We start from the raw sequence: 23966 nt of genomic DNA, 5'->3' as shown, positions 1-23966 counted from the left end.
GCAGGGGGCGCAAAGCGCCCCCCAGCACATCTGAGGGAGACACCAATGCCCGGACAGCGCAACCAACCCACCGCTTCACCCCCACCTACGCTCGGCGAAGGCTGCCTGGCCCGTTTCGACCCTGAAGCCCTGGCCGACACCGACGGTACCGATTTCCCGGGCGCTGTCGAACTCTGGCAGCAGCTCAACCCGCCTGGCGCCGCCAGCGCTCCAGCAACGGACGCGCCAGCAGGCACACAAACACCGGCCCACCCGCCAGCAGGTAGAAGTAGTAGGTAACCGCCCGCCATATCAGGATCGCCGCAGCCGCGGTCGAACTGCCCACCAGTGGCGTCAGCAGGCTGGCCGAAGTCAGCTCGGCGGCACCGGCCCCTCCCGGTAGCAGGCTGAACTGCCCTGCACTGAGCGAGAGCATCTGCACCAGGAAGCTGGGGATCCACGCCAGGTCCACGCCCAGCCCCCGCAACACCAGGTACAACACGCTGTAGCGCAGGCTCCAGTGTGCGCAGGTCAGGGTGAACACCAGGGTCAGCGTGCGCTTGGGCAGGCGCCAGGTCTGCGCCAGCGCATCAATGAAGTGCAGTACTTTGCGCGCCCAGCGGCGTTGGCGCTGTCGGCTTACGCCCAGGCGCTGCAGCAGCCTGCCGTTGACGCGCATCACCGTGCGCCGGTAGCGCAATAGCCCGATCAACCCGGCCAGCGCCGTGCACAACATCAATGCACTGCCCAGCAGCATGCTCTGCTGGCTACGCCCCAGGCTGTGAAACAGCGCGTAGCCAGCAATCGCCAGCATCGCGCAGAAGAAGAACACCAGGTCGTTCAACTGGTCCATGGCGAACACTGCACCGCTGTGCGCCGGGCGTATGCGGTCGCGTGATAGCAGGGCCATCAAGGTCAACGGCCCGCCGCTGCCACCGGGCGTGGTGCAGATCGCGAACTCGGTGGCCATCACCACGCCCAGGCTGCGCAAGGGCCCCAGCCGTGCGCCATGCTGGCCGAGCAGCAGGCGCAGACGGATGGCATTGATCACCCAGCACAGCAGGATCATGCCCAGCAGGGTCAGCAGCAGTGTCGGGTCGAAGCGCTGCAGCCTCGGCAGCAGTTCGCTGCCGCCGAGCAAGGTTGGCACCAGCACCGCGCCAAGCAATGCCAGGCCGAGCCAGGCCAGGCGGTTCATGCGTTGGCCCGGCTGTCCAGCCAGGCCGACTTGGTCAGTGGTTGACGGCCTTGGGCCAGCAAGGTTTGCACGGTGTTCAGCCAGTACTCGCGGGATGTGCGGTGGCGCATGTCTACCGGGTGCAGGCCAAGGCGCAAGGTGTCGGCATCGCGCCAGCGTCGGCATTGCCAGTCGCAGAGCACTCGCGAGAGACCGCGACGCCATGCGCTGCGGGCGCTCCAGACCAGCCCCGGGGCTTCGATGGCAGTGAAATCCGGCAGCCGGTACAGGTGCTGCGGCGTGCTGGTGTAGCGCAGCGGCAGGCTGCGCAGAGCCTGGCGGGTGCCTTCGCTCATCAGCCAGGCCGGTGCGACAAAGCCCGCTACCGGCCAGCCCTGCTGGCTGAACAGCGCCAGCCCAGCTTCCAGGCGCTGCAGGGCCTGTTGCTGGTCGAGGGCATAGAACTCGCCTTCGTGGGTGTAGATGCGGCGCATGAAGTATTCGCCTGGCGTGCGCGGTGGTGGGCCGCTGTCGGCATGATAAAAGCCATGCAGGGCCAACTCGTCGCCCTGGGCCAGGCGTTGTTCCAGCAGGTGGCAGAAGGATGGCGAGCGCTGCAAGGGATTGCGCTGGTGGAAGTCCGGAACCACCAGCCAGGTCATGGGGATGCCGCCGATGGCATCGATGGCCTGTACGAACGGTTGGTAGTCTGGCCAAGTCTCCGGCGCGACATCGTGCAGCACCAGCATCAGGCTGGGCGGTCCCGGCATGGGCTCAGCCATGCGCGCGGACCTGCGGCTGGTGGCCAAGCACGGCCTGGTAGTGCTGCAGCAGGCCGGCCACCACGTTGTCCCAGGAATAGTGTTGCTCCACGTGGTTGCGCGCCTGGGTGCCGAGGGTTCGCACGCCTGCCTCGAACGCTTCGCGCACGGCCGCCGCCATGGCCTGGCCATCGTTGGGGCGACACAAGCGCCCGCACTGTTCGTTGACGATTTCACTGAAAGCCCCGGCGCGGACAGCCACCACCGGCGTAGCGCTGGCCATCGCTTCGAGAATCACCAGCCCGAAGGTTTCCTGGTCGCCAGCGTGCACCAGCAGGTCGGCGCTGGCCATCAGCCTGGCCACTTCTGGCGCCGGGCAGAACCGGTTGATCACGCTGACGTTGCGCGGCACGTTGGCGGGCATATTCGAACCTACCAGCAGCAGGTGATAGGGGCGGCCCAGCTGCTGCATGCAGTCGAGCAGCACGGGCAGGTTCTTTTCCCGCGAGCCGCGGCCGGCATAGATCAGCAAGCGGCTGGTGTCGGCAATGCCCAGTTCGGCGCGCAGCCGCGGGTCGCGTTGCTCGGGGTTGAAAGTGGTCAGGTCTACGCCCAAGGGTTGCACATGTACGTCGCGCACCCCCAGGCGGCGAAGTTTGTCGGCCATTACCTGGCTAGGGGCCAGCACCCGGTCGAAATTGCCATACAGTTTGCTGACATAGGCTTCGACATTGGGGGTGAACCAGTTGCCCATGCGGTTGCTGACCAGCAGCGGCAGGTCGGAATGGTAGAAGCCGATCACCGGTACGTCGAGCTGGCGACGGGCTTCGAGCGCTGCCCAGGCGGTCAGGTAGGGGTCGCCGACTTCGATCAGGTCGGGTTTGAGCGTGCGCAGCGTGTTGCACCACGGCGCCAGTCGCAGCGGGAAGCGGTAGCCTTTGCCGAATGGCAGGGGAGGGGCAGGTACCTGGTAGATACCGTCGCCGTGCTGGGCACTGGCACCGGGTATCAGCAGGCTGTGGCGGACGCCGTGGATGGCATCGAGGCGGCGGTGTTTGGCATCAAGATAGGTACGTACGCCGCCGCTGGCGGGGGCGTAGAACATGGTGATGTCGGCAATGTGCACGATCAGCATCCCTCCGGGATCGTCTTCGGGTCTGTCATCCGGCGGTTATGAGCCGGCGATGACGCGCCTTAAAGTTGACCTGTGTGAAGGATAGTTTGTTCGATCGGGTTGGGTGGCAGGACTGGAGCAAGAACTCCAGCCCTGCAGGCGACGCTGTCAGATGCGGAAACTGCCCACCAGCTGCTTCAGCCGGCCAGCCTGCTGCTCCAGGTCGGTGCACGCGCGCAGGGTGGCCTGCAGGTTCTCCACGCCTTCCTGGTTGAGCATGTTGATTTCGTTGATGTCCATGTTGATCGCTTCTACCACGGCGGTCTGCTCTTCGGTGGCGGTGGCCACCGACTGGTTCATGCCGTCGATCTCGCCGATGCGCACAGTGACGCTGTCCAGGCGTTCGCCGGCCTGGTTGGCGATCTGCACGCTGTCCTGGCTGTGGCGCTGGCTCTGGTCCATGGTCTCGACCGACTCGCGAGCGCCAACCTGCAGCTCTTCGATCATGGTCTGCACCTGCTGCGCCGACTCCTGGGTGCGGTGTGCCAGGTTGCGCACTTCATCGGCAACCACCGCAAAGCCACGGCCGGCTTCACCGGCACGGGCCGCTTCGATGGCGGCGTTCAGCGCCAGCAGGTTGGTCTGCTGGGAGATGCTGGTGATCACTTCGAGGATCTGGCCAATGTTGACGGTCTTGTTGTTCAGCGTCTCGATGTGCGCGCTGGAGCTGACGATCAGGTCGGACAGGCGGTTCATCGCCGCAATATTGCGCTCTACCACCTGCTGGCCCTCTTCGGCCAGCAGCCGCGCCGAGCTTGCGTGCTGCGAGGCCTGGGCGGCGTTGCCGGCAATTTCCTGGGCGGCGGCGCCCAGTTCGTTGATCGCGGCGGCCACGCTGTTGGTGCGGTTGGATTGCTCATCGGAATTGGTCATCGACGAGTTCGAGGCGCTCATCACCCGCAGGGCCACTTCGTTGACCTGCTCGGTGGCCGAGGACACTTCACGGATACTGCTGTGAATGCGCTCGACAAAGCGGTTGAAGGCGCTGCCCAGGATGCCGAACTCGTCGTGGTTATGGATGCGCAGGCGCTTGGTCAGGTCGCCTTCGCCTTCGGCGATGTCTTCCATGGCACGGGTCATGGTGTGCAGCGGCTGCATCAGCACGCGGATCAGCAGGCCAAGCAGGCCGATGATGATCACCACCGCCACCACCGTGGCAATCACTGCCGAGGTGCGGAAGGTGCTGAGCATCGCGAAGGCTTTGTCCTTGTCCACCGACAGGCCGATGTACCAGTTGGCCGACGGCAGCCCGGTGATCGGGGTGAAGGTCAGCAGCCGGGTCTGGCCCTCGCTCTGCACTTCGGTCAGCTCACCGGTCAATCGGGGGGTGTGCTGGGGGATCAGATCGGAGAGCGATTTCATCACCAGGTCTTGGTCCGGGTGCACCAGGATCTTGCCCTGGTCGTTGACCAGGAAGGCGTAGCCCATGCCGCCGAAGTTCAGCGAGTTGATGATCTGCACCAGGCCGTCCAGGGCCAGGTCGCCACCCACCACGCCGACACTGCTGGACACCTTGCTGAGGATGCCGATGACCGTCTTGTTGGTGGTCATGTCGATGTACGGCTCGGTCAGGGTTGCGCCGGCGGCGTTCATGCCGTCCTTGTACCAGGGGCGCGGGCGTGGGTCGTAGCCGTCGGGCATTTTCGTATCCGGGCGCACGCTGAAGCCGCCGTCGACCTTGCCCAGGTATACAGTAAGGAAGCTGGAAATCAGCGCATTCTGGCCCATCAGGTTTTCCGCATTGGCCGGGTCCTGGGCAATGTTCTGCGCCAGGTTCTCCACCAGTTTGATACGGCCTTCGAACAGGTTGCGGATGTTGGTCGAAGTGGAGGCGCCCATTTCAGCCAGATAGTTTTCCAGGTCCTCGCGGATCGCATTACGCTGGAGGTAATCGTTGTAGAGGGTGAACAGGCTGAAGGCGAGTATCACGATCAGTGATGCTGCGAAAAGAATCTTGTGGCTGAAACGAAGGCTTTTGTTCATGGCGTAATCGGTTCCGCTAAGGTTTTATATCAGGCGTTCGCACGAGTGGAGCGGCAAGGCCGTGCAACATGCCGAAAAGTCCCTTTTCGGTTGTTCCTCTCTATGTAAGGCGAATATCACCCACGGGTATCGGCCGAATTAAGCCAAAGCTTGAGCAGAGGATTAAAGAGATGTCGGAATCTTCGACCATCGTTGTAGGTGCAGGCCCGGAAGGCCAACCCGTCGGGCAAGCCATGCGGCTGGCCAATCGTCACGGTCTGGTAGCGGGTGCGACGGGTACTGGCAAGACCGTTACCCTGCAGCACCTGGCGGAAGTGTTCAGCGACGCCGGGGTGGCGGTGTTCGCCGCTGACGTCAAAGGCGACCTTTGCGGCCTGGGGGCAAGCGGTGCGCCGCAGGGCAAGGTAGCAGAGCGCATTGCCGGCATGCCCTGGCTGGGGCATACGCCCCGCGCGTACCCGGTAAGCTTGTGGGATATCGCCGGGCAGTCCGGCCACCCGCTGCGCACCACCCTCAGTGAAATGGGGCCGCTGTTGCTGGGCAACTTGCTGGAGCTGACAGACAGCCAGCAGGCGGCGCTGTATGCGGCATTCAAGGTGGCCGACCGCGAAGGCTTGCTACTGCTCGACCTCAAGGACCTCAAAGCGCTGCTCGCGCACCTGAAAGACAACCCGCAAATGCTTGGCGAAGACAGCGCGCTGATGACTTCGGGGTCTACCCAGGCCTTGTTGCGCCGCCTGGCAACTCTGGAGCAGCAAGGGGCCGAGGCTTTGTTCGGCGAACCGGCGTTGCAACTGGAGGACCTGCTGCGACCGGACGCGGACGGCCGTGGTCGCATCCACTTGCTGGATGCCAGCCGGCTGGTGCATGAGGCGCCCAAGGTCTATGCGACCTTCCTGTTGTGGCTGCTGGCCGAGTTGTTCGAGCAGTTGCCCGAGCGCGGCGACGCCGACAAACCGGTGCTGGCGTTGTTCTTCGATGAAGCGCACTTGCTGTTCAACGGTACGCCCAAGGCGTTGCAGGAGCGTCTGGAGCAGGTGGTACGGCTGATCCGTTCCAAGGGGGTGGGGGTGTACTTCGTCACCCAGTCGCCGGGGGACTTGCCGGATGCGGTGCTGGCCCAGTTGGGGTTACGTATCCAGCACGGCTTGCGGGCGTTTACTGCCAAGGAACAGAAATCCCTGCGGGCGGTGGCCGATGGCTTCCGCCCCAACCCGGCGCTCGACACCCTGGCGGTGCTGACCGAGCTGGGGATCGGTGAGGCGCTGGTAGGTACGCTGGAAGAGAAGGGCACGCCGGCCATGGTGCAGCGTGTGCTGATAGCACCGCCGCAGTCGCGGATCGGGCCGTTGAGTGCAACCGAGCGCAGTGCGCTGATTGCCGCTTCGCCGCTGGCGGGGCGTTATGACAAACCAGTGGACCGTGAATCGGCCTATGAAATGCTGACCCAGCGCAAGGGCGAGGCAGTGGAGCCGGCGCCGCAGCCCAAGGCTGATGAAGAGAGCTTTGCCGACAAGGCCGGCGAGTTTCTGCAGGGGGCGGCGGGGCAGGCGATCAAGTCGGCAGTGCGCCAGGCGGCCAACCAGTTGGGCCGGCAGTTGGTGCGCGGTTTGATGGGGTCATTGTTGGGGGGCAAGAAGCGCTAGTTTGCCTATGCCTCTTAACAGGACCAGCGAGCATGAAAAAGGCGCCCGAAGGCGCCTTGATCTATTGCTGCATCACTCAGCCAATGGCTTTGGACGCCAGCCAGAACAGGCCGGCCGCCAGGCCCATCGATGCGGGCAGCGTCAGTATCCAGGCCAGCAGGATGGTCTTCACGGTGCCGCCTTGCAGACCGCTCTTGTTGGCAACCATGGTGCCGGCAACGCCGGACGACAGCACGTGGGTGGTCGATACCGGCAGCGCGAACACGTTGGCCATGCCGATGGCGCAGGCGGCAGTGATCTGTGCCGACATGCCCTGGGCGTAGGTCATGCCCTGCTTGCCGATTTTCTCGCCAACGGTCAGCACGACGCGCTTCCAGCCGACCATTGTGCCCAGGCCCAGGGCCAGGGCAACGGCCACGATCACCCAGAACGGGGCGTATTCGGTGGTAGCGGTCAGGTCTTTGCGCAGTTTTTCCAGGTCGGCCTTTTCACGGGCGTCCAGGCCAGGCAGTTTGCCAACCTTCTTCGCCGTGTCATCCAGGCACAACAGGTAGCGGCGTACTTCGACGCGCTTGTCGGCATCCAGGCTGTGGTAGTCGGTCACGCCCTGCAGCGAGGACTGCAGCGCGGCGATGGTCGGCTCGGTCTGCTGCGGGTTGCAGCTGAACTGCTCTGGCAGGTCGCTGGACTTGGCCTTGCCCAGTGCCAGGAACTCGCCCAGCGTGCTGGCGTTGCGCTGGTAGAACTGGCTCATGTGCAGCGTGGCGTCGCGGGTACGCTCGATCTGGTAGGTCGTGCTGTTCAGGTCGAGCACGAACTTGGCCGGCACGATACCGATCAGCACCAGCATGATCAGGCCAATGCCTTTCTGGCCATCGTTGGAGCCGTGCACGAAGCTCACGCCCATGGCCGAAACCACCAGCACCATGCGGTTCCAGAACGGCGGGTGCTTCTTGTCATCGAGCTTGCGGCGCTGCTCGGGGGTTTTATGCATCTTCGACAGCGGGCGCCACCACTTCAGGCCGAGCAACACCAGGGCGGCAACGGCAAAGCCGGCCATTGGCGAGACCACCAGTGACATGGCGATATCGATCGCCTTCTGCCAGTTGACGCCGTCGCCCAGCGGGATGTCGTTGATCAGGGCGTTGGCCAGGCCGACGCCGAGGATGGAGCCGATCAGCGTGTGCGAGCTGGAGGCGGGGATACCAAAGTACCAGGTGCCCAGGTTCCAGGTGATGGCCGCGGCCAGCAACGAGAAGACCATGGCCAGGCCGTGTCCGGTGTTCACATTGATCAGCAGCTCGACCGGCAGAAGGTGCACGATGGCGTAGGCCACCCCCACACCGCCAAGCAGCACGCCAAGGAAGTTGAACACGCCGGAGAAGAACACGGCGAGGTGCGGTGGCATGGCTTTGGTATAGATGACGGTAGCTACCGCGTTGGCGGTGTCATGAAAGCCATTGATGAACTCGAAGGCGAGTACGAAGGTCAAGGCGAGCAGGAGGCTCACCAACACCCAGGCATCCAGTCCGCTGAATAAATCGATCATGAAGGTTGTCTGGCGGTCTTAGGGGGGCGGGATTATGCCAGAAAATGTTGGCAATCGATGCACCCGGTGCAGACCGATATCGATCTTCGTGGGCGGAACGTAATTTGCAATGCGGTGCAGAAGGGCAGGGTAATGTCTGCTAAAAAACGCGAAAAATAGCGAAAAAAGGTATTAAAGCAAGGAAAAATCCGACTGGCCATTATTCAAACAGTTGTATGAAATTTGTGAAATTCCATTTCATGTGAGGCCTGGCAGTAAAAATCGACCGCGCCCGGGCTGGCCGGGCGACGACGCGCTGGCGTGGCTCCGGGGTCAGGGAGCGTCGCTGCGCTGTTCCTTTTCCATACGTTCCAGTTCCTGGCTGAACGCCTGGTCGCGCACGCTGGCACGCTTGCGCCAGGGTTTGCGTTCCGGTTCCGGTTGTGCGGCGTAAGTGGTGACTTCACCACCGTAAACATCCTTGTAACGTTCAGCCTGGCGCTCGAGTTCCGCGCGCAGTTCATCTTTCGTCACATGTAGTACCTGAATGAAGTGTTGATCACTGTAGTTATGCATCGTGCAACGTGCATAGGCAACGCCAGCGTTGTGGCCGGCACATTCGATTATAGCAACCGATAATTCGGCGAACATCGTTATTTACTCCGCCCTGACATCATCAGACGCAATTAATCAACAGTGTCCGTTAACCAGGAAGCTTGCGTAGATGTTTGAAACGCAAGAGCGGCAAAAGTTCGTCGCTATGGGCGGGTGCGGCCTTAACGAAAAACGGCCTCGCCGAAAGGCGAGGCCGTTGCCTGGGGACTTCTACGGTGGGTACCTGACCAGTCTCTCCAAAGAAGCCACAAGTGGCACGAGAAAGGTATAAGCAAAAGTGTCAGCGGTCAATTGCGATTATCGGCCGTTTGTTCGATAATCGCACGAACCGGCGTTTTTTTTGAGGTGTGCGATGAGTGACGAAACCTTGGGCAGCGATTCGGGCCACCCGGAGGCGGAACGGCCTGCTTCGGCTGCCATGGCGCCGCCAATCGTGGCGTCCCCGGCCAAGCGTATCCAGGCCTTTACCGGCGACCCGGATTTCATGACCTCGCTGGCACGTGGCCTCGCGGTGATCCAGGCTTTCCAGGAGCGCAAGCGCCACCTGACCATCGCCCAGATCAGCCACCGTACCGAGATCCCTCGCGCGGCAGTGCGTCGGTGCCTGCACACGTTGATCAAGTTGGGTTATGCCACCTCCGACGGGCGCACGTATTCGCTACTGCCCAAAGTGCTGACCCTTGGGCATGCCTACCTTTCGTCCACACCACTGGCCATCTCTGCCCAGCCTTATCTGGACCGCATCAGCGACCAGCTGCATGAAGCGGCCAACATGGCCACGCTGGAAGGCGACGACATTCTTTATATAGCCCGTTCGGCCACGGTGGAGCGGCTGATTTCGGTCGACCTGTCGGTGGGCGGGCGCTTGCCGGCTTATTGCACGTCGATGGGGCGCATCCTGTTGGCGGCCATGGACGACACCAGCCTGCGTGAGTACCTGGAGCGTGCCGACCTGAAGGCGCGCACCAGCCGTACCCTGCATGACCCGGAGTCGCTGTTCGCCTGCGTTCAGCAGGTGCGTGCACAGGGCTGGTGCGTGGTGGACCAGGAACTGGAGCAGGGCCTGCGCTCGATTGCGGTGCCGATCTATGACGCTTCCGGGCAGGTGTTGGCGGCCCTGAATGTAAGTACCCATGTGGGACGGGTGACGCGCAGTGAGCTGGAGCAGCGCTTCTTGCCAATTCTGCTGGCGGCCAGCCGGGACCTTTGCCATCAGTTGTTCGGCTGAGGCCGACGCGCTGCAAAGCGGCCCTGGGTCCGAACAGGTAAAACCCTTTCCTGTGCGATAAACGCACAGTGTCGTTCCGGGTGAATTGCGTCCAGCGCGCCCGCTGATTAATGTCTCTCGCAACGGTCGGCTGTGCCGACCGAACAAGAAAAACATAGAGGCACATACCATGAATACTGTCCCCTCGCTGCTGCGGCCGCACCCGCATGCAGTACCGTTGTATCCAGGCTGACGCAGGCCACATTACCTATTCATCGCTTTCTGTGCCGGCTACCCGCGTGCAGTGGCCTGGCTGTGCCCTTCATTCTGGATAACAACAATGAACCACGCGCAAAGCAACGTCGGCAAAAGCCTCGACGTCCAGTCGTTTATCAATCAGCAGCCTTTGTCCCGCTACCAGTGGCGGGTCGTGTTGCTGTGCTTCCTGATCGTCTTTCTCGATGGCCTGGACACCGCCGCCATGGGCTTCATCGCCCCGGCCCTGTCGCAGGAGTGGGGGATCGACCGGGCCAGCCTCGGCCCGGTCATGAGCGCCGCATTGATCGGCATGGTGTTCGGTGCCTTGGGTTCCGGGCCGCTGGCCGACCGTTTTGGCCGCAAGGGCGTGCTGGTGGGCGCGGTACTGGTGTTCGGCGGTTTCAGCCTGGCCTCGGCCTATGCCAGCAACGTCGATCAACTGCTGGTGCTGCGTTTTCTGACTGGCCTGGGCCTTGGCGCCGGCATGCCCAATGCCACCACGCTGCTGTCTGAATACACCCCTGAACGCCTCAAGTCGCTGCTGGTGACCAGCATGTTCTGCGGCTTCAACCTGGGCATGGCCGGTGGTGGCTTCATATCGGCCAAGATGATCCCCGCCTACGGCTGGCACAGCCTGCTGGTCATCGGCGGGGTACTGCCGTTGCTGCTGGCGCTGGTGCTGATGGTCTGGCTGCCAGAGTCGGCGCGCTTTCTGGTGGTACGCAACCGAGGCACAGACAAGATACGCAAGACCCTGGCGCCAATCGCACCGCAGGTGGTGGCCGAGGCCGGCAGCTTCAGCGTGCCGGAACAGAAGGCCGTGGCCGCGCGCAACGTGTTTGCGGTGATCTTCTCCGGTACCTACGGCCTGGGGACCGTATTGCTGTGGCTGACCTATTTCATGGGCCTGGTGATCGTCTACCTGCTGACCAGCTGGCTACCAACCTTGATGCGCGACAGCGGCGCAAGCATGGAGCAGGCCGCGTTCATCGGTGCGTTGTTCCAGTTTGGTGGTGTCCTCAGTGCCGTCGGCGTGGGCTGGGCCATGGACCGCTTCAATCCGCACAAAGTGATCGGCATTTTCTACCTGCTTGCGGGTGTATTTGCCTACGCCGTTGGGCAAAGCCTGGGCAACATCACGCTATTGGCGACCTTGGTGCTGATTGCCGGGATGTGCGTGAACGGTGCGCAGTCGGCGATGCCTTCGCTGGCGGCACGCTTCTACCCGACCCAGGGCCGTGCCACGGGTGTATCGTGGATGCTCGGCATCGGCCGCTTTGGTGCAATTCTCGGGGCCTGGAGTGGCGCGACGCTGTTGGGCTTGGGCTGGAATTTCGAACAGGTGCTGACGGCGCTGCTGGTACCCGCCGGGCTTGCTGCGGTAGGTGTGATCGTGAAGGGGCTGGTGAGCCACGCTGACGCAACCTGAAGCTTTGAGGCCGCTCCGGCCCCTGTCGGCGCGGCCTTGCGTCGCGATGGGTTGCGCAGCAGCTCCAAATGGAAATAAATAGCAGGACAACAAATTGTTCGATAACCGCCCAAATAGTCGATTATCGGATTGTAAGCTACCCGCCACCCTCCTTAATCTGAGCGCATCGAAGCACCCTGACCAGGAGCCTCCAGATGTCCGCAAATGCCCGGCTTGGCCGACACTCTGCAGACACCCCCTAACCCATACCGCCTCGGCCCACGGCCGACTGGCAGGAGAAGCCTGATGCACGATGTATTCATCTGTGATGCCATCCGTACCCCCATCGGCCGCTTCGGTGGCGCCTTGGCCGGTGTGCGCGCCGACGACCTGGCGGCGGTGCCGCTGAAGGCGCTGATCGAGCGCAACCCTGGCGTACAGTGGGACCAGGTTGACGAAGTGTTCTTCGGCTGCGCCAACCAGGCCGGTGAAGACAACCGCAACGTGGCACGCATGGCGCTGCTGCTGGCCGGCCTGCCAGAGAGCATCCCGGGCGTTACCCTGAACCGCCTGTGCGCGTCGGGCATGGATGCCATCGGCACTGCCTTCCGTGCCATCGCCAGCGGCGAAATGGAGCTGGTGATTGCCGGCGGCGTCGAATCGATGTCGCGGGCTCCGTTCGTCATGGGCAAGGCCGAAAGCGGCTACTCGCGCAACATGAAACTCGAAGACACCACCATCGGCTGGCGCTTCATCAACCCGCTGATGAAAAGCCAGTACGGTGTGGACTCCATGCCGGAAACCGCCGACAACGTGGCCGATGATTACCAGGTTTCGCGTGCTGACCAGGACGCTTTCGCCCTGCGCAGCCAGCAGAAGGCCGCCGCCGCCCAGGCCGCTGGCTTCTTTGCCGAAGAAATCGTCCCAGTGCGGATCGTGCACAAGAAGGGCGAAACCATCGTCGAGCGCGACGAGCACCTGCGTCCCGAAACCACGCTTGAGGCCCTGACCAGGCTCAAGCCGGTCAACGGCCCGGACAAGACCGTCACCGCCGGCAACGCCTCGGGCGTGAACGACGGTGCGGCGGCAATGATCCTGGCTTCGGCCGACGCGGTGAAGAAACATGGCCTGACCCCACGAGCCCGAGTGCTGGGCATGGCCAGTGGCGGTGTCGCACCGCGGGTGATGGGCATCGGCCCCGTGCCGGCGGTACGCAAGCTGACCGAGCGCCTGGGCGTGGCAGTGAGTGATTTCGATGTGATCGAGCTCAACGAAGCCTTCGCCAGCCAGGGCTTGGCGGTGCTGCGTGAGCTGGGTGTGGCCGACGATGCGCCGCAGGTGAACCCCAACGGCGGCGCCATCGCCCTGGGCCACCCGCTGGGCATGAGCGGTGCGCGCCTGGTACTGACGGCGCTTCACCAGCTGGAAAAGAGCGGTGGGCGCAAGGGCCTGGCGACCATGTGTGTGGGCGTCGGCCAAGGTTTGGCGCTGGCCATCGAACGGGTTTGAACTGTACCGGCCTCTTCGCGGGTAAACCCGCTCCCACAGGAAAAGCGTTGCCCACTGCACAATGTTGACCTGTGGCGGCGGGTTTACCCGCGAAGGGGCCGGTACATTCGACTCAAGGCCAATTGCCAGCCCGATAGCGGAACGAGTGTGTTACCAGGTATGTCTAGACTTATCTGGAACCCTCCTGGAGTAAAACCGTCATGACCTCAACCTATTACACCGGCGAAGAACGCAGCAAGCGCATCTTCGCTATCGTCGGTGCCTCTTCAGGCAACCTGGTGGAATGGTTCGACTTCTACGTCTATGCCTTCTGCGCGATCTACTTCGCCCCGGCGTTCTTCCCCTCCGACGACCCCACCGTGCAGCTGTTGAACACGGCAGGTGTGTTTGCGGCCGGCTTCCTGATGCGCCCCATCGGTGGCTGGATCTTCGGTCGCCTGGCTGACCGCCATGGTCGCAAGAATTCCCTGATGATCTCGGTGCTGATGATGTGCTTCGGCTCGCTGATGATCGCCTGCCTGCCCACCTATGCCAGCATCGGTGCCTGGGCCCCGGCGCTGCTGTTGCTGGCCCGCCTGATCCAGGGCCTGTCAGTGGGCGGTGAGTACGGCACCACGGCCACCTACATGAGCGAGGTCGCCCTGCGCGGGCAACGTGGCTTCTTTGCCTCTTTCCAGTACGTCACCCTGATCGGCGGCCAGTTGCTGGCGGTGCTGGTGGTGGTGATCCTGCAACAGCTGCTGACCGAAGACGAACTGCGCGCCTGGGGCTGGCGTATTCCGTTCGTGGTCGGTGCCATCGCCGCGCTGATCTCACTGATGCTGCGCCGCTCGCTGCACGAGACCAGCAGCGCCGAAACCCGCCAGGACAAGGACGCAGGGTCTATCAAGGGCCTGTTCCGTCACCACACGGCAGCCTTCATCACCGTGCTGGGCTATACCGCCGGCGGCTCGCTGATCTTCTACACCTTCACCACCTACATGCAGAAGTACCTGGTGAATACCGCGGGCATGTCGGCGAAGAGCGCCAGTTTCGTGATGACCGGTGCGTTGTTCCTGTACATGGTCATGCAGCCGTTCTTCGGTATGCTCTCCGACCGTATCGGCCGACGTAACTCTATGCTGCTGTTCGGTGCGCTGGGTACGCTGTTCACGGTGCCGTTGCTGATGGCGCTGAAGACTGTAAGCAGCCCGTTCATGGCCTTCGTGCTGGTCACCCTGGCGTTGTGTATCGTCAGTTTCTACACCTCGATCAGCGGCCTGGTGAAGGCCGAGATGTTCCCGCCGCAGGTGCGTGCGCTGGGCGTCGGCCTGGCTTACGCGGTTGCCAACGCGATATTTGGCGGTTCAGCCGAATACGTGGCCCTGGGCCTGAAGACCCTGGGTATGGAAAACACCTTCTACTGGTACGTGACGGCGATGATGGCGATCGCGTTCCTGTTCAGCCTGCGCCTGCCCAAGCAGGCGGCGTACCTGCACCATGATGATTAAGGAAGTTGCATGAGCAACCAACTGTTCGACGCCTACTTCACGGCGCCTGCCATGCGCGAGGTGTTTTCCGACCGCGGCCGCCTGCAGGGCATGCTCGATTTCGAAGCGGCGCTGGCCCGAGCCGAAGCCGCTGCCGGGCTGGTCCCGCACAGCGCGGTGGCGGCCATCGAAGCGGCGTGCCACGCCGAGCGTTATGACGTTGGCGCGCTGGCCAATGCCATTGCCACTGCGGGCAATTCGGCAATCCCGCTGGTGAAAGCATTGGGCAAGGTGATCGCCAGCGGCGTACCCGAGGCCGAGCGCTATGTGCACCTGGGGGCCACCAGCCAGGACGCGATGGACACCGGCCTGGTCCTGCAGTTGCGCGATGCCCTGGAGCTGATCGAAAGCGACCTTGGCAGACTGGCCGAGACCTTGTCGCAACAGGCCCTGAAGCATGCCGATACGCCGATGGTAGGGCGCACCTGGCTGCAACACGCCACCCCGGTGACCCTGGGGATGAAACTGGCCGGTGTGCTGGGCGCCGTGACCCGCCACCGCCAGCGTTTGCAGGAGCTGCGCCCGCGCCTGCTGGTGCTGCAGTTTGGCGGTGCCTCGGGCAGCCTGGCGGCGTTGGGCAGCAAGGCGATGCCGGTGGCCGAGGCGCTGGCCGAGCAGCTCAAGCTCAGCTTGCCCGAGCAGCCCTGGCACACCCAGCGCGACCGCCTGGTGGAGTTTGCCTCGGTGCTTGGCCTGGTGGCCGGCAGCCTGGGCAAGTTCGGCCGCGATGTCAGCCTGCTGATGCAAACCGAAGCGGGGGAGATGTTCGAGCCTTCCGCGCCCGGCAAGGGCGGCTCCTCGACCATGCCGCACAAGCGCAACCCGGTCGGTGCCGCGGTGTTGATCGGTGCCGCCACCCGCGTACCCGGCCTGGTCTCGACGCTGTTCAGCGCCATGCCTCAGGAGCACGAGCGCAGCCTTGGCCTGTGGCATGCCGAATGGGAAACCCTGCCGGAGATCTGTTGCCTGGTGTCTGGTGCCCTGCGCCAGGCCCAGTTGATTGCCGAGGGCATGGAAGTGGATGCCGCGCGCATGCGCCGTAATCTCGACCTGACACAGGGCCTGGTACTGGCTGAAGCGGTAAGCATTGTCCTCGCCCAGCGCCTGGGCCGCGACCGCGCCCATCACCTGCTGGAGCAGTGCTGCCAGCGCGCGGTCGCCGAGCAGCGCCACCTGCGTGCCGTACTGGGTGACGAGCCGCAGGTCAGTGCCGAGCTGTCCGCTGAAGAACTCGATCGCTTGCTCGACCCCGCCCATTACCTGGGCCAGGCCCGCGTCTGGGTGGCGCGCGCCGTATCCGAACATCAACGTTTTATTGCCTGAAGGAGACCGCTGTGGCGCACTTGCAACTGGCCGATGGCGTTTTGAACTACCAGATTGATGGCCCGGAGAACGCCCCGGTGCTGGTCCTGTCCAACTCGCTCGGCACTGACCTGGGTATGTGGGACACCCAAATTCCGCTGTGGAGCCAGCACTTCCGGGTGCTGCGCTACGACACCCGTGGTCATGGCGCCTCGCTGGTCACAGAAGGGGCCTACAGCATCGAACAGCTGGGCCGCGACGTGCTGGCCTTGCTCGATGGCCTGGACATCGCCAAGGCGCACTTTGTCGGCCTGTCGATGGGCGGCCTGATCGGCCAGTGGCTGGGGATCAATGCTGGCGAGCGCCTGCACAGCCTGACCCTGTGCAACACCGCCGCCAAAATCGGCAATGACGAGGTGTGGAATACCCGTATCGACACCGTGCTCAAGGGCGGCCAGCAGGCCATGGTCGAGCTGCGCGATGCCTCGATCGCCCGCTGGTTCACCCCGGGCTTTGCCCAGGCCCAGCCCGAGCAGGCCCAGCGCATCTGCCAGATGCTGGCGCAAACCAGCCCGCAAGGCTACGCCGGCAACTGCGCGGCAGTGCGCGATGCCGATTACCGCGAGCAACTGGGCCGCATCCAGGTGCCGGCGCTGATCGTTGCCGGCACCGAAGACGTGGTTACCACCCCCGAGCATGGCCGCTTCATGCAGGCCGGTATCAACGGTGCGGAGTATGTCGACTTCCCGGCAGCGCACTTGTCCAACGTCGAGATCGGCGAGGCGTTCAGCCGCCGCGTCCTTGACTTCCTGCTGGCTCACTGAGGGCACCGCCATGGACGAGAAACAACGTTACGAAGCGGGCATGCAAGTGCGCCGTGCGGTGCTGGGCGATGCCCACGTCGACCGCAGCCTGGAAAAGCTCAACGACTTCAACGGCGAGTTCCAGGAAATGATCACCCGCCACGCCTGGGGTGATATCTGGACCCGCCCGGGCCTGCCACGGCATACCCGCAGCCTGATCACCATCGCCATGCTGATCGGCATGAACCGCAACGATGAGCTGAAGCTGCACCTGCGCGCGGCGGCCAACAACGGCGTCACCCGCGACGAGATCAAGGAAGTGCTGATGCAGAGCGCGATCTACTGCGGCATTCCGGCGGCCAATGCCACCTTCCACATGGCCGAGTCGGTATGGGATGAGCTGGGCGTAGAGTCACGTAGCTGATCGGTGTGGGAGCGGGTTCACCCGCGAATGCGGTGGAGGCGACAACGGTGAATGCCCAAGGATAGTGGCCCGCAGGTCCGGCCTCTTCGCGGCGGTTCGACGCCTCGATGAACCCGCTCCCACAGGGATCACGCACGCTTTTTAAATTTTGCGCAAGACAGTTGTTCCCACAGTGACCGCGTATGCATTTACAGAGAGCGCACGCCCACCGGCCCTGCGCTGCTTTCCACGGCCTGTTTCAGGGTCGGGCACAAGCCCAGCATGAACGCCGCTTCGGCGACCACGAACAGCGGCCCGATGATCAAGCCGCTGACATCGTCGACAAAGGCCGGTTTGCGGCCTTCGTAGTAATGGCCGACGAACTGGATGATCCAGCCCACCACGAACGCCCCCACCCCGGCGCTTAGCCACAGCGCCGTCGCCTGCACGGCCAGCACCTGGCCGAGCCACAGGCACAAGCCCAGCAACAAGCCCATCACCAAGCCGAAACGCAGGTCCAGGCGCAGGTAGAACCACACCGACGCTGCAGCTGCCAGCAACGCAGGGGATAGCCACATGCCGCCAACCGCCCAGCCTGGGCGCGATAGCAGGATGGTGACCGCCAGCACGATCATCGGGATGCCGATGAAATGGGTGGCGATGTTGCGTGGGTCGCGGTGGTAACTGGCGTATTGGCTCAGGTGGTCGACGAGGGTTTTCATGGCTGTGCCTCCCGCTTCGGCTTTGCGTTGCCTGAATAGTGATCAGGATAGCCCGCAGCCACCACCATCATCAGCTCAGCGAATGGCGGCAGCCTGCATTGGCGCATCCAGCCCCACCAGGGTCTCGATCATTGCCCGTGCCGCCGGCGACAGCCGGTAGCCGCTGCGGCTGACCACCCCACAGCGCACGCTCAGCACCTCCAGCGCCGGTGGCAGGTTGCGCCAGTGCAGGCGCACCAGCTTACCGCTGGCGAGGTCTTCGGCGACCGCTTCCTCGCTGGCCGTGCCAATGGCGTCGCTTGCTTGCACCACACTGCGCAGGATGGCCAGGTGTTCGGTCTGCAAGTGCGGGGCGAAGTCGCTGCGCCCGCTCAGGTTGGCCAGGCGCTTGCGAACCCCCGGGGCGAGCAGGGCGCTGGCCAGCGGGTAGCGAAAAAGGTCGTTGGTCGACAGGCTGTCCTTGCTCAGCAACGGGTGCCCCGGGCGGCAGAAGAACAGGCCCGGGCGGGGTGACAGCGGCTCGGTGTGGAAGTTGGGGTCGGCTTCGAAGAGGCGGATATCGTCGACGAAAAACTCGATCTGTTCACGGCGCAGGGCCTGGCCAAGGCGTTCTGCATTGTCCACCAGCAGCGCGGTGCGGATGCCCGGGTGGCGCTCGATGAAGAGGTGCAAAGCCTCGGGCACCAGGCGCACGGCCAGCGCCGGGCCGCTGCCGAAGTGCAGTTCGCCGGCGTCGAGCTTGGTCATTTGCAGCACGTCGTTGCTCAGTTGCGCCGCGCCTTGTACCAGGCGACGGGCATGCTGCAGTACCACCAGGCCTTCGGGCGTGGGCGGCAGGGCTTTGCTGGCGCGGTCGACCAGCGGGCAGCCGAAGCTGTGTTCAAGGTTCTGGATGGCGCGGCTGAAGGCCGGTTGGGTGATGCCCATGGCCTCGGCGGCACGGACGAAACTGCGGTAGTCGGTGAGGGCGATGAAGTAGCGCAGCTGGCGGAGGTCCATGTCACGGCTCTGGGGCGGGGATCAGGGGCCTATTCAAGCGATTACTTTATATTCCGTCAAAGACGGTTTATTGATTTGGTTATATCCATTGGTTATTTATTGGGCGATTGGCCTTTCGCGGGCAAGCCCGCCAAAGGCCATCAGCTTCAAAGCAGATTCAGCGGGTAGCTCACAATCAGGCGGTTCTCATCGAACGCATTGGTGCTGAAGTCCCGGCGCATGGTGGAGTTGCGCCACTTCACCGACAGGTCCTTGAAGCTGCCCGACTGCACCACATAGGCCAGCTCGGTCTCCCGCGCCCATTCCTTGCCATCGTCCACAGCGCCGGCGGTAACGTTGTCACCCTTGATGTAGCGGTTCATCAAGGTCAGGCCCGGCACGCCGACGGTGGCAAAGTTGAAGTCATGGCGTACTTGCCAGGAACGCTCCTTGGCGTTGTCGAAGCTGGAGTTGTAGCTGTCGTTGGCCAGGGTGCCGCCGCTGGTGCCGTTGACCCGCATCCAGGCGTCGTCGCCGCTGACCTTCTGCAGGCCGACATAGAACGTGTGGCCCTGGTAGCGTGCCGAGAGCATCGCCGAGGCGGTGCGGTTGTCCAGCTTGCCGGCGCGTTCGGCGCCGTCTTCCTTGCCGATGAAGTAGCCCAGGTTGGCGCCCAGGGTCCAGTCACCCAGGGGCTGGCTGTGTACCAGGTTGAGGTACTGCTGGCGGTAGATGTCCTTGAGCTGGGCATTCCACAGGCCGACCATGGTGCGTTTGTCATTGAAGGTGTACTCGCCGCCCCCGAAGTTGAAGCGGTCGGAGGTGAACGCCGCCCGGCCGTTTAGCGACATGTCCTCCATGCTCGCGTCGTTGCGCGGGCTGTTGCCGCGGAACTGGCCGGCGTACAGGGTCAGGCCGGCGATTTCCTTCGAGGTCAGCTGGCCGCCGCGGAAGGTCTGCGGCAGCGAACGGCCATCGTCCGAGCGCAGGATCGGCAGTACCGGCATCCATTCGCCCACTTTCAGCTCGGTTTCCGAGAGCTTGGCTTTTAGCGCCACGCCCAGGCGGCCGAAGTCGTCGGCCGGCCGCCCATCGTCATGCACCGGCAGCAGGTGAGTGTTGGTGGTGCCTCTGCCGCCATCGAGCTTGACCGAATACAGGCCCAGAACGTCCACGCCGAAACCGACAGTACCCTGGGTGAAGCCGGAGCGGGCGTCGAGGATGAAGCTCTGGGTCCATTCCTCGGCCTTGCCTTGGGCGTTGGCCGGGTCGACGAAGTTACGGTTGATGTAGAAGTTGCGCAGGTTGAGAGTGGCCTTGGCATCCTCCATGAAACCGCCTTCGGCGGCGCACAGCGGGAACGCGCAGGACATGGCCAACAGGCCGGGCAGCAGCTGGCGTGCGGGTTGCGAAATGCTCATCTGTCGTGGATCTCTTGTTTTTATGGGTGAGCCGGTGCGCTGCAGGATGCGGCCTGCAGGGGCGGGGCTTTATTGATGAACCTGGGCAACGTTGCGTGAGGGGATGGTGCGGGGTAGGGCGGGGGTGAGGCAATTCGCCGCAAACGGTAGAGGGCGATAATCGAACGGAATGTTCCAGGTGGTTAATAGTTTGTCTGTACTGGCCCTATCGCCGGCAAGCCAGCTCCCACAGGGCCCCCACATTCATCAGGTTCTACGTGGTCCTTGTGGGAGCTGGCTTGCCGGCGATAGGGCCGGTGCAGGTAACACAAAACAAAAAGCCCACCATCAAGGGTGGGCTTTCTGCTAAACCAAGGCCTATCAGCTCTTCGGTACTTCCACCGATGCCTGCTGGTTGGCCTGCCCGGTCTGCTCATACCAGCCACCGCCCAACGCCTTGTACAGGTTGACCTCGCTGGTCAGCTGCGAAAGGCGGTCGCCGATCAGGGCCTGCTGGGCGCTGAACAGGTTGCGCTGGGCATCGAGGAAAGTCAGGTTGCTGTCGATCCCGATGCGGTAGCGGCGTTCGGCCAGACGGTAGTAGTCCTGGTTGGCTTGCACCAGATCGCGCTGGGCCTGCAGCTGCTCTTCGAAGGTCTTGCGCGCCGCCAGGCCATCGGAGACTTCCTGGAAGGCGGTCTGGATGGTTTTTTCGTACTTGGCGACGTTGATGTCCTTCTGGATCTTCGAGTATTCCAGACTGGCCTTCAGGCTGCCGGCGTTGAAGATCGGCAGGTTGATCTGCGGCTGGAACAGCCAGGTGCCTTGACCACCGCTGAACAGGTGACCCATGTCCGGGCTCAGGCTGCCGGCGTTGGCCGTCAGGCTGATGCTCGGGAAGAACGCTGCGCGGGCGGCGCCGATGTTGGCGTTGGCAGCCTTCAGCAGGTGCTCGGCTTCCTGGATGTCCGGGCGACGCTGGAGAATATCCGACGGCAGGCCGGCCGGGACCTTGGCCAGCTGGTCGGCGTTGAGCTCCAGCGGCTTGGCCAGGTTGGCAGGAATGCCGGTACCCAGCAGCACGGTCAGGCTGTTGACGTCCTGGGCGACAAGGCGCTGGTACTGCGAGTACTTGACCCGGGCGCCTTCGACGGCGGTGCGTGCCTGGCTGAGGTCCAGCGCCGACGCTACGCCCACTTCGTTGCTGCGACGGGTCAGGTTGTAGCTTTCCTGGTAAGTCTTCAGCGTTTCTTCGGTCAGCTTGAACAGCGCCTGGTCGGCCTGCCAGGTGTAGTAGGCGTTGGCCACGCTGGCCACCAAGGCAATCTGCGTGGAGCGACGGGCCTGCTCACTGGACAGGTAGGTTTCCAGGGCTTGCTCGGACAGGCTGCGCACCCGGCCGAACAGGTCCAGCTCATAGGCGCTGACGCCCAAGGTGGCCGAGTACTGGCTGGTGATGCCCGATTCACCGGTTTGCGACATGTTCCCCGGCACGCGCTGGCGGCTGCCGCTGCCGGTGGCCGAAACCGCCGGGAACAAGTCGGCACGCTGGATACGGTACTGCGCGCGGTAGGCGTCGATGTTCAAGGCCGCGACGCGCAGGTCGCGGTTGTTCACCAGCGAGGTCTGGATCAGCTGCTGCAGTGCCGGGTCGTGGAAGAACTGCCGCCAGCCCTGTTCGGCAGCGGCGACGTCCGCCGACTGCGTCGGCGAGTACGCAGGGCCTTGCGGCCACTGCGCAGCCGCCGGCGATTCCGGGGTCTGATAGTCAGGGATCAGCGAGCAGCCGCCGAGAATGAAAGCGGTTACCGCCAGGGACAACAAAGACTTGGTCATTGCCCAGCCTCATAACGTGGAGTTTCAGGGGTGGCGTCTTTTTCCGGCTTTTTGCTGCCGAACAGCGACGACACAGCGACGAAGAATAGCGGTACCCAGAAGATTGCCAACACCGTCGCACTGATCATGCCGCCGATCACGCCCGTACCGATGGCATGCTGGCTGCCGGCACCGGCGCCACTGGCGATAGTCAACGGTACCACGCCGAGGATGAACGCCAGCGAGGTCATGATGATCGGGCGCAGACGCATGCGGCACGCCTCGATGGTGGCGTCATACAGGCTGCGACCTTGCTCGTGCAGCTCCTTGGCGAACTCGACGATCAGAATGGCGTTTTTCGCCGCCAGGCCGATGGTGGTCAACAGGCCGACCAGGAAGTACACGTCGTTGGACAGCCCGCGCAGGCTGGTGGCGATCAGCGCACCGATGATACCCAACGGCACCACCAGCACGACCGCGATCGGGATCGACCAGCTTTCGTACAGCGCTGCCAGGCAGAGGAACACGAACAGGATCGACAGGGCGAACAGCGCCGGCATCTGCGAACCGGAGAGTTTTTCCTCGTAGGACATACCAGTCCAGGAGTAGCCGATGCCGGTTGGCAGTTCGCCGACGATGCGTTCTACCTCGGCCATGGCTTCACCCGTACTGTAGCCCGGAGCCGGAGCACCCAGCACTTCGACCGCCTCGACGCCGTTGTAGCGCGACAGCTTCGGCGAGCCGTAGGTCCACTCGCCCTTGGCGAACGAGGAGAACGGCACCATTTCGCCCTTGCCGTTGCGCACGTACCACTTCTGCAGGTCTTCCGGGCTCATCCGCGCATTCGGTTCGCCCTGGATGTACACCTTCTTGACCCGGCCACGGTCGATGAAGTCGTTGACGTAGCTGGCACCGAGCGCGATCGACAGAGTGTTGTTGATGTCGGCGATGGTCACGCCCAAGGCGCTGGCACGTTCGTCGTCGATGGTCAGCTGGTATTGCGGCTCATCGTTCAGGCCGTTGGGGCGCACCGCCATCAGGACCTTGCTCTGCGCAGCCTTGGCCAGGAACTGGTTGCGGGCTTCCATCAGCTTGGCATGGCCGACGCCGGCGCGGTCCTGCAGGAACACGTCAAAGCCGGTGGCGTTACCCAGTTCGAGTACTGCCGGCGGGGCGAAAGCGAACACCATGGCATCGCGGAAGCCGAAGAAGTGTTGCTGGGCGCGGGTCGACAGGTTGAACACGCTGTTCTCGGCCGAACGCTCGCCCCACGGCTTGAGCATGATGAACGCCATGCCCGAGCTCTGGCCACGGCCGGCGAAGTTGAAGCCGTTGACGGTGAACACCGACGACACGGTATCGGCCTCGTCCTTCAACAGGTACTCACGCATCTGGTCGACCACCACCTGGGTGCGCTCGGCACTGGAACCGGCCGGGGTCTGGACCTGTGCGAACAGTACACCCTGGTCTTCTTCCGGCAGGAACGCGGTAGGGATGCGGGCGAACAGCCAGATCATGCCTACAACGATCAGTGCATAGGCCAGCAGGAACGGCACCTTGTTGCGCAGGATGGTGCCCACGCTGCGCTCGTAGCCGGTAACGCTGCGGTCGAAGTTGCGGTTGAACCAGCCAAAGAACCCGCCTTTGGCCACATGGTGCTCGCCCTTTTTCAGCGGCGTCAGCATGGTGGCGCACAGCGCGGGGGTGAAGATAAGCGCAACCAGCACCGACAGGCCCATGGCCGAGACGATGGTGATGGAGAACTGCCG

General features: G+C 63.5%; 18 protein-coding genes and 2 pseudogenes. 8 read left to right on the top strand and 12 right to left on the bottom strand.

Annotation, left to right across the window (positions count from 1 at the left end; translation table 11 throughout):
• Positions 1–184 precede the first annotated feature (184 nt).
• From HP547_RS05175 to HP547_RS29895, 5 genes and pseudogenes are all read right to left on the bottom strand, one after another.
• Positions 185–1177 (bottom strand): lysylphosphatidylglycerol synthase transmembrane domain-containing protein, encoded by a 993-nt coding sequence (locus tag HP547_RS05175; RefSeq protein ID WP_172285665.1) that lies wholly within the window; start codon positions 1175–1177, stop codon positions 185–187.
• Positions 1174–1938, bottom strand: coding sequence for a DUF2334 domain-containing protein (locus HP547_RS05170; RefSeq protein WP_172232545.1), 765 nt, complete (start codon positions 1936–1938; stop codon positions 1174–1176). Before HP547_RS05170 ends, HP547_RS05175 begins: the two co-directional genes overlap by 4 nt.
• Positions 1931–3052, bottom strand: coding sequence for a glycosyltransferase family 1 protein (locus HP547_RS05165; protein WP_172285664.1), 1122 nt, complete (start codon positions 3050–3052; stop codon positions 1931–1933). The genes HP547_RS05170 and HP547_RS05165 overlap by 8 nt, the downstream gene beginning before the upstream one ends.
• A 147-nt stretch (positions 3053–3199) precedes the next feature.
• Positions 3200–3796: pseudogene (locus HP547_RS29900) on the bottom strand (methyl-accepting chemotaxis protein); the annotation flags it as partial.
• A gap of 261 nt (positions 3797–4057) precedes the next feature.
• A pseudogene (locus HP547_RS29895) lies at positions 4058–5074 on the bottom strand (cache domain-containing protein); the annotation flags it as partial.
• A gap of 170 nt (positions 5075–5244) precedes the next feature.
• Between HP547_RS29895 and HP547_RS05155 the strand changes: the two are divergent.
• Positions 5245–6720 (top strand): helicase HerA-like domain-containing protein, encoded by a 1476-nt coding sequence (locus HP547_RS05155; RefSeq protein WP_172227501.1) that lies wholly within the window; start codon positions 5245–5247, stop codon positions 6718–6720.
• Between the two features lie 76 nt (positions 6721–6796).
• Here HP547_RS05155 and HP547_RS05150 read toward each other — a convergent pair whose 3' ends face one another.
• Together HP547_RS05150 and HP547_RS05145 are read right to left on the bottom strand one after the other, a co-directional pair.
• Positions 6797–8269, bottom strand: a complete 1473-nt coding sequence (locus tag HP547_RS05150; protein ID WP_172227503.1) for an inorganic phosphate transporter — start codon at positions 8267–8269, stop codon at positions 6797–6799.
• Positions 8270–8581: 312 nt separating this feature from the next.
• Positions 8582–8782, bottom strand: a complete 201-nt coding sequence (locus HP547_RS05145) for a hypothetical protein (protein WP_172227509.1) — start codon at positions 8780–8782, stop codon at positions 8582–8584.
• A gap of 433 nt (positions 8783–9215) precedes the next feature.
• On the opposite strand from HP547_RS05145, the gene pcaR reads away from it, so the two are divergent.
• The 7 genes from pcaR to pcaC all read left to right on the top strand — a co-directional run bounded on the left by pcaR (position 9216) and on the right by pcaC (position 17303).
• Complete coding sequence (gene pcaR, locus HP547_RS05140) at positions 9216–10091, top strand: pca regulon transcriptional regulator PcaR (RefSeq protein ID WP_372242859.1); 876 nt, start codon at positions 9216–9218, stop codon at positions 10089–10091.
• Positions 10092–10410: 319 nt separating this feature from the next.
• A complete protein-coding gene (locus HP547_RS05135) occupies positions 10411–11757 on the top strand; it encodes an MFS transporter (RefSeq protein ID WP_172227505.1) in 1347 nt (448 codons plus the stop codon).
• A 282-nt stretch (positions 11758–12039) separates the two neighbouring features.
• Complete coding sequence (gene pcaF / locus HP547_RS05130; protein ID WP_172227513.1) at positions 12040–13245, top strand: 3-oxoadipyl-CoA thiolase; 1206 nt, start codon at positions 12040–12042, stop codon at positions 13243–13245.
• Between the two features lie 200 nt (positions 13246–13445).
• Positions 13446–14735, top strand: coding sequence for an MFS family transporter (locus HP547_RS05125; RefSeq protein ID WP_172227507.1), 1290 nt, complete (start codon positions 13446–13448; stop codon positions 14733–14735).
• A gap of 9 nt (positions 14736–14744) precedes the next feature.
• Positions 14745–16097: a 3-carboxy-cis,cis-muconate cycloisomerase gene (locus HP547_RS05120; RefSeq protein ID WP_172285662.1), complete on the top strand. Its 1353-nt coding sequence runs from the start codon at positions 14745–14747 to the stop codon at positions 16095–16097.
• An 11-nt stretch (positions 16098–16108) separates the two neighbouring features.
• On the top strand, positions 16109–16900 hold the full coding sequence (pcaD, locus tag HP547_RS05115) for a 3-oxoadipate enol-lactonase (protein ID WP_172232359.1): 792 nt from the start codon (positions 16109–16111) through the stop codon (positions 16898–16900).
• Between the two features lie 10 nt (positions 16901–16910).
• Positions 16911–17303 (top strand): 4-carboxymuconolactone decarboxylase, encoded by a 393-nt coding sequence (gene pcaC / locus HP547_RS05110; protein ID WP_172232362.1) that lies wholly within the window; start codon positions 16911–16913, stop codon positions 17301–17303.
• A gap of 188 nt (positions 17304–17491) precedes the next feature.
• Here pcaC and HP547_RS05105 read toward each other — a convergent pair whose 3' ends face one another.
• The 5 genes from HP547_RS05105 to HP547_RS05085 all read right to left on the bottom strand — a co-directional run.
• Positions 17492–18004, bottom strand: coding sequence for a DUF962 domain-containing protein (locus HP547_RS05105; protein WP_172285661.1), 513 nt, complete (start codon positions 18002–18004; stop codon positions 17492–17494).
• A gap of 75 nt (positions 18005–18079) precedes the next feature.
• Positions 18080–19003: a LysR family transcriptional regulator gene (locus HP547_RS05100; RefSeq protein WP_172285660.1), complete on the bottom strand. Its 924-nt coding sequence runs from the start codon at positions 19001–19003 to the stop codon at positions 18080–18082.
• A 146-nt stretch (positions 19004–19149) separates the two neighbouring features.
• Positions 19150–20355 (bottom strand): OprD family porin, encoded by a 1206-nt coding sequence (locus HP547_RS05095; RefSeq protein ID WP_372242860.1) that lies wholly within the window; start codon positions 20353–20355, stop codon positions 19150–19152.
• A gap of 408 nt (positions 20356–20763) precedes the next feature.
• Complete coding sequence (locus tag HP547_RS05090) at positions 20764–22218, bottom strand: AdeC/AdeK/OprM family multidrug efflux complex outer membrane factor (RefSeq protein ID WP_172226626.1); 1455 nt, start codon at positions 22216–22218, stop codon at positions 20764–20766.
• Positions 22215–23966: efflux RND transporter permease subunit (locus HP547_RS05085; protein WP_172285658.1), on the bottom strand; the 1752-nt coding region annotated here is incomplete at its 5' end. The genes HP547_RS05085 and HP547_RS05090, both read right to left, overlap by 4 nt.

The organism is Pseudomonas sp. CM27 (assembly GCF_013179515.1).
Lineage (GTDB): Bacteria > Pseudomonadota > Gammaproteobacteria > Pseudomonadales > Pseudomonadaceae > Aquipseudomonas.
This window is presented reverse-complemented; position numbering and strand designations above follow the sequence as displayed.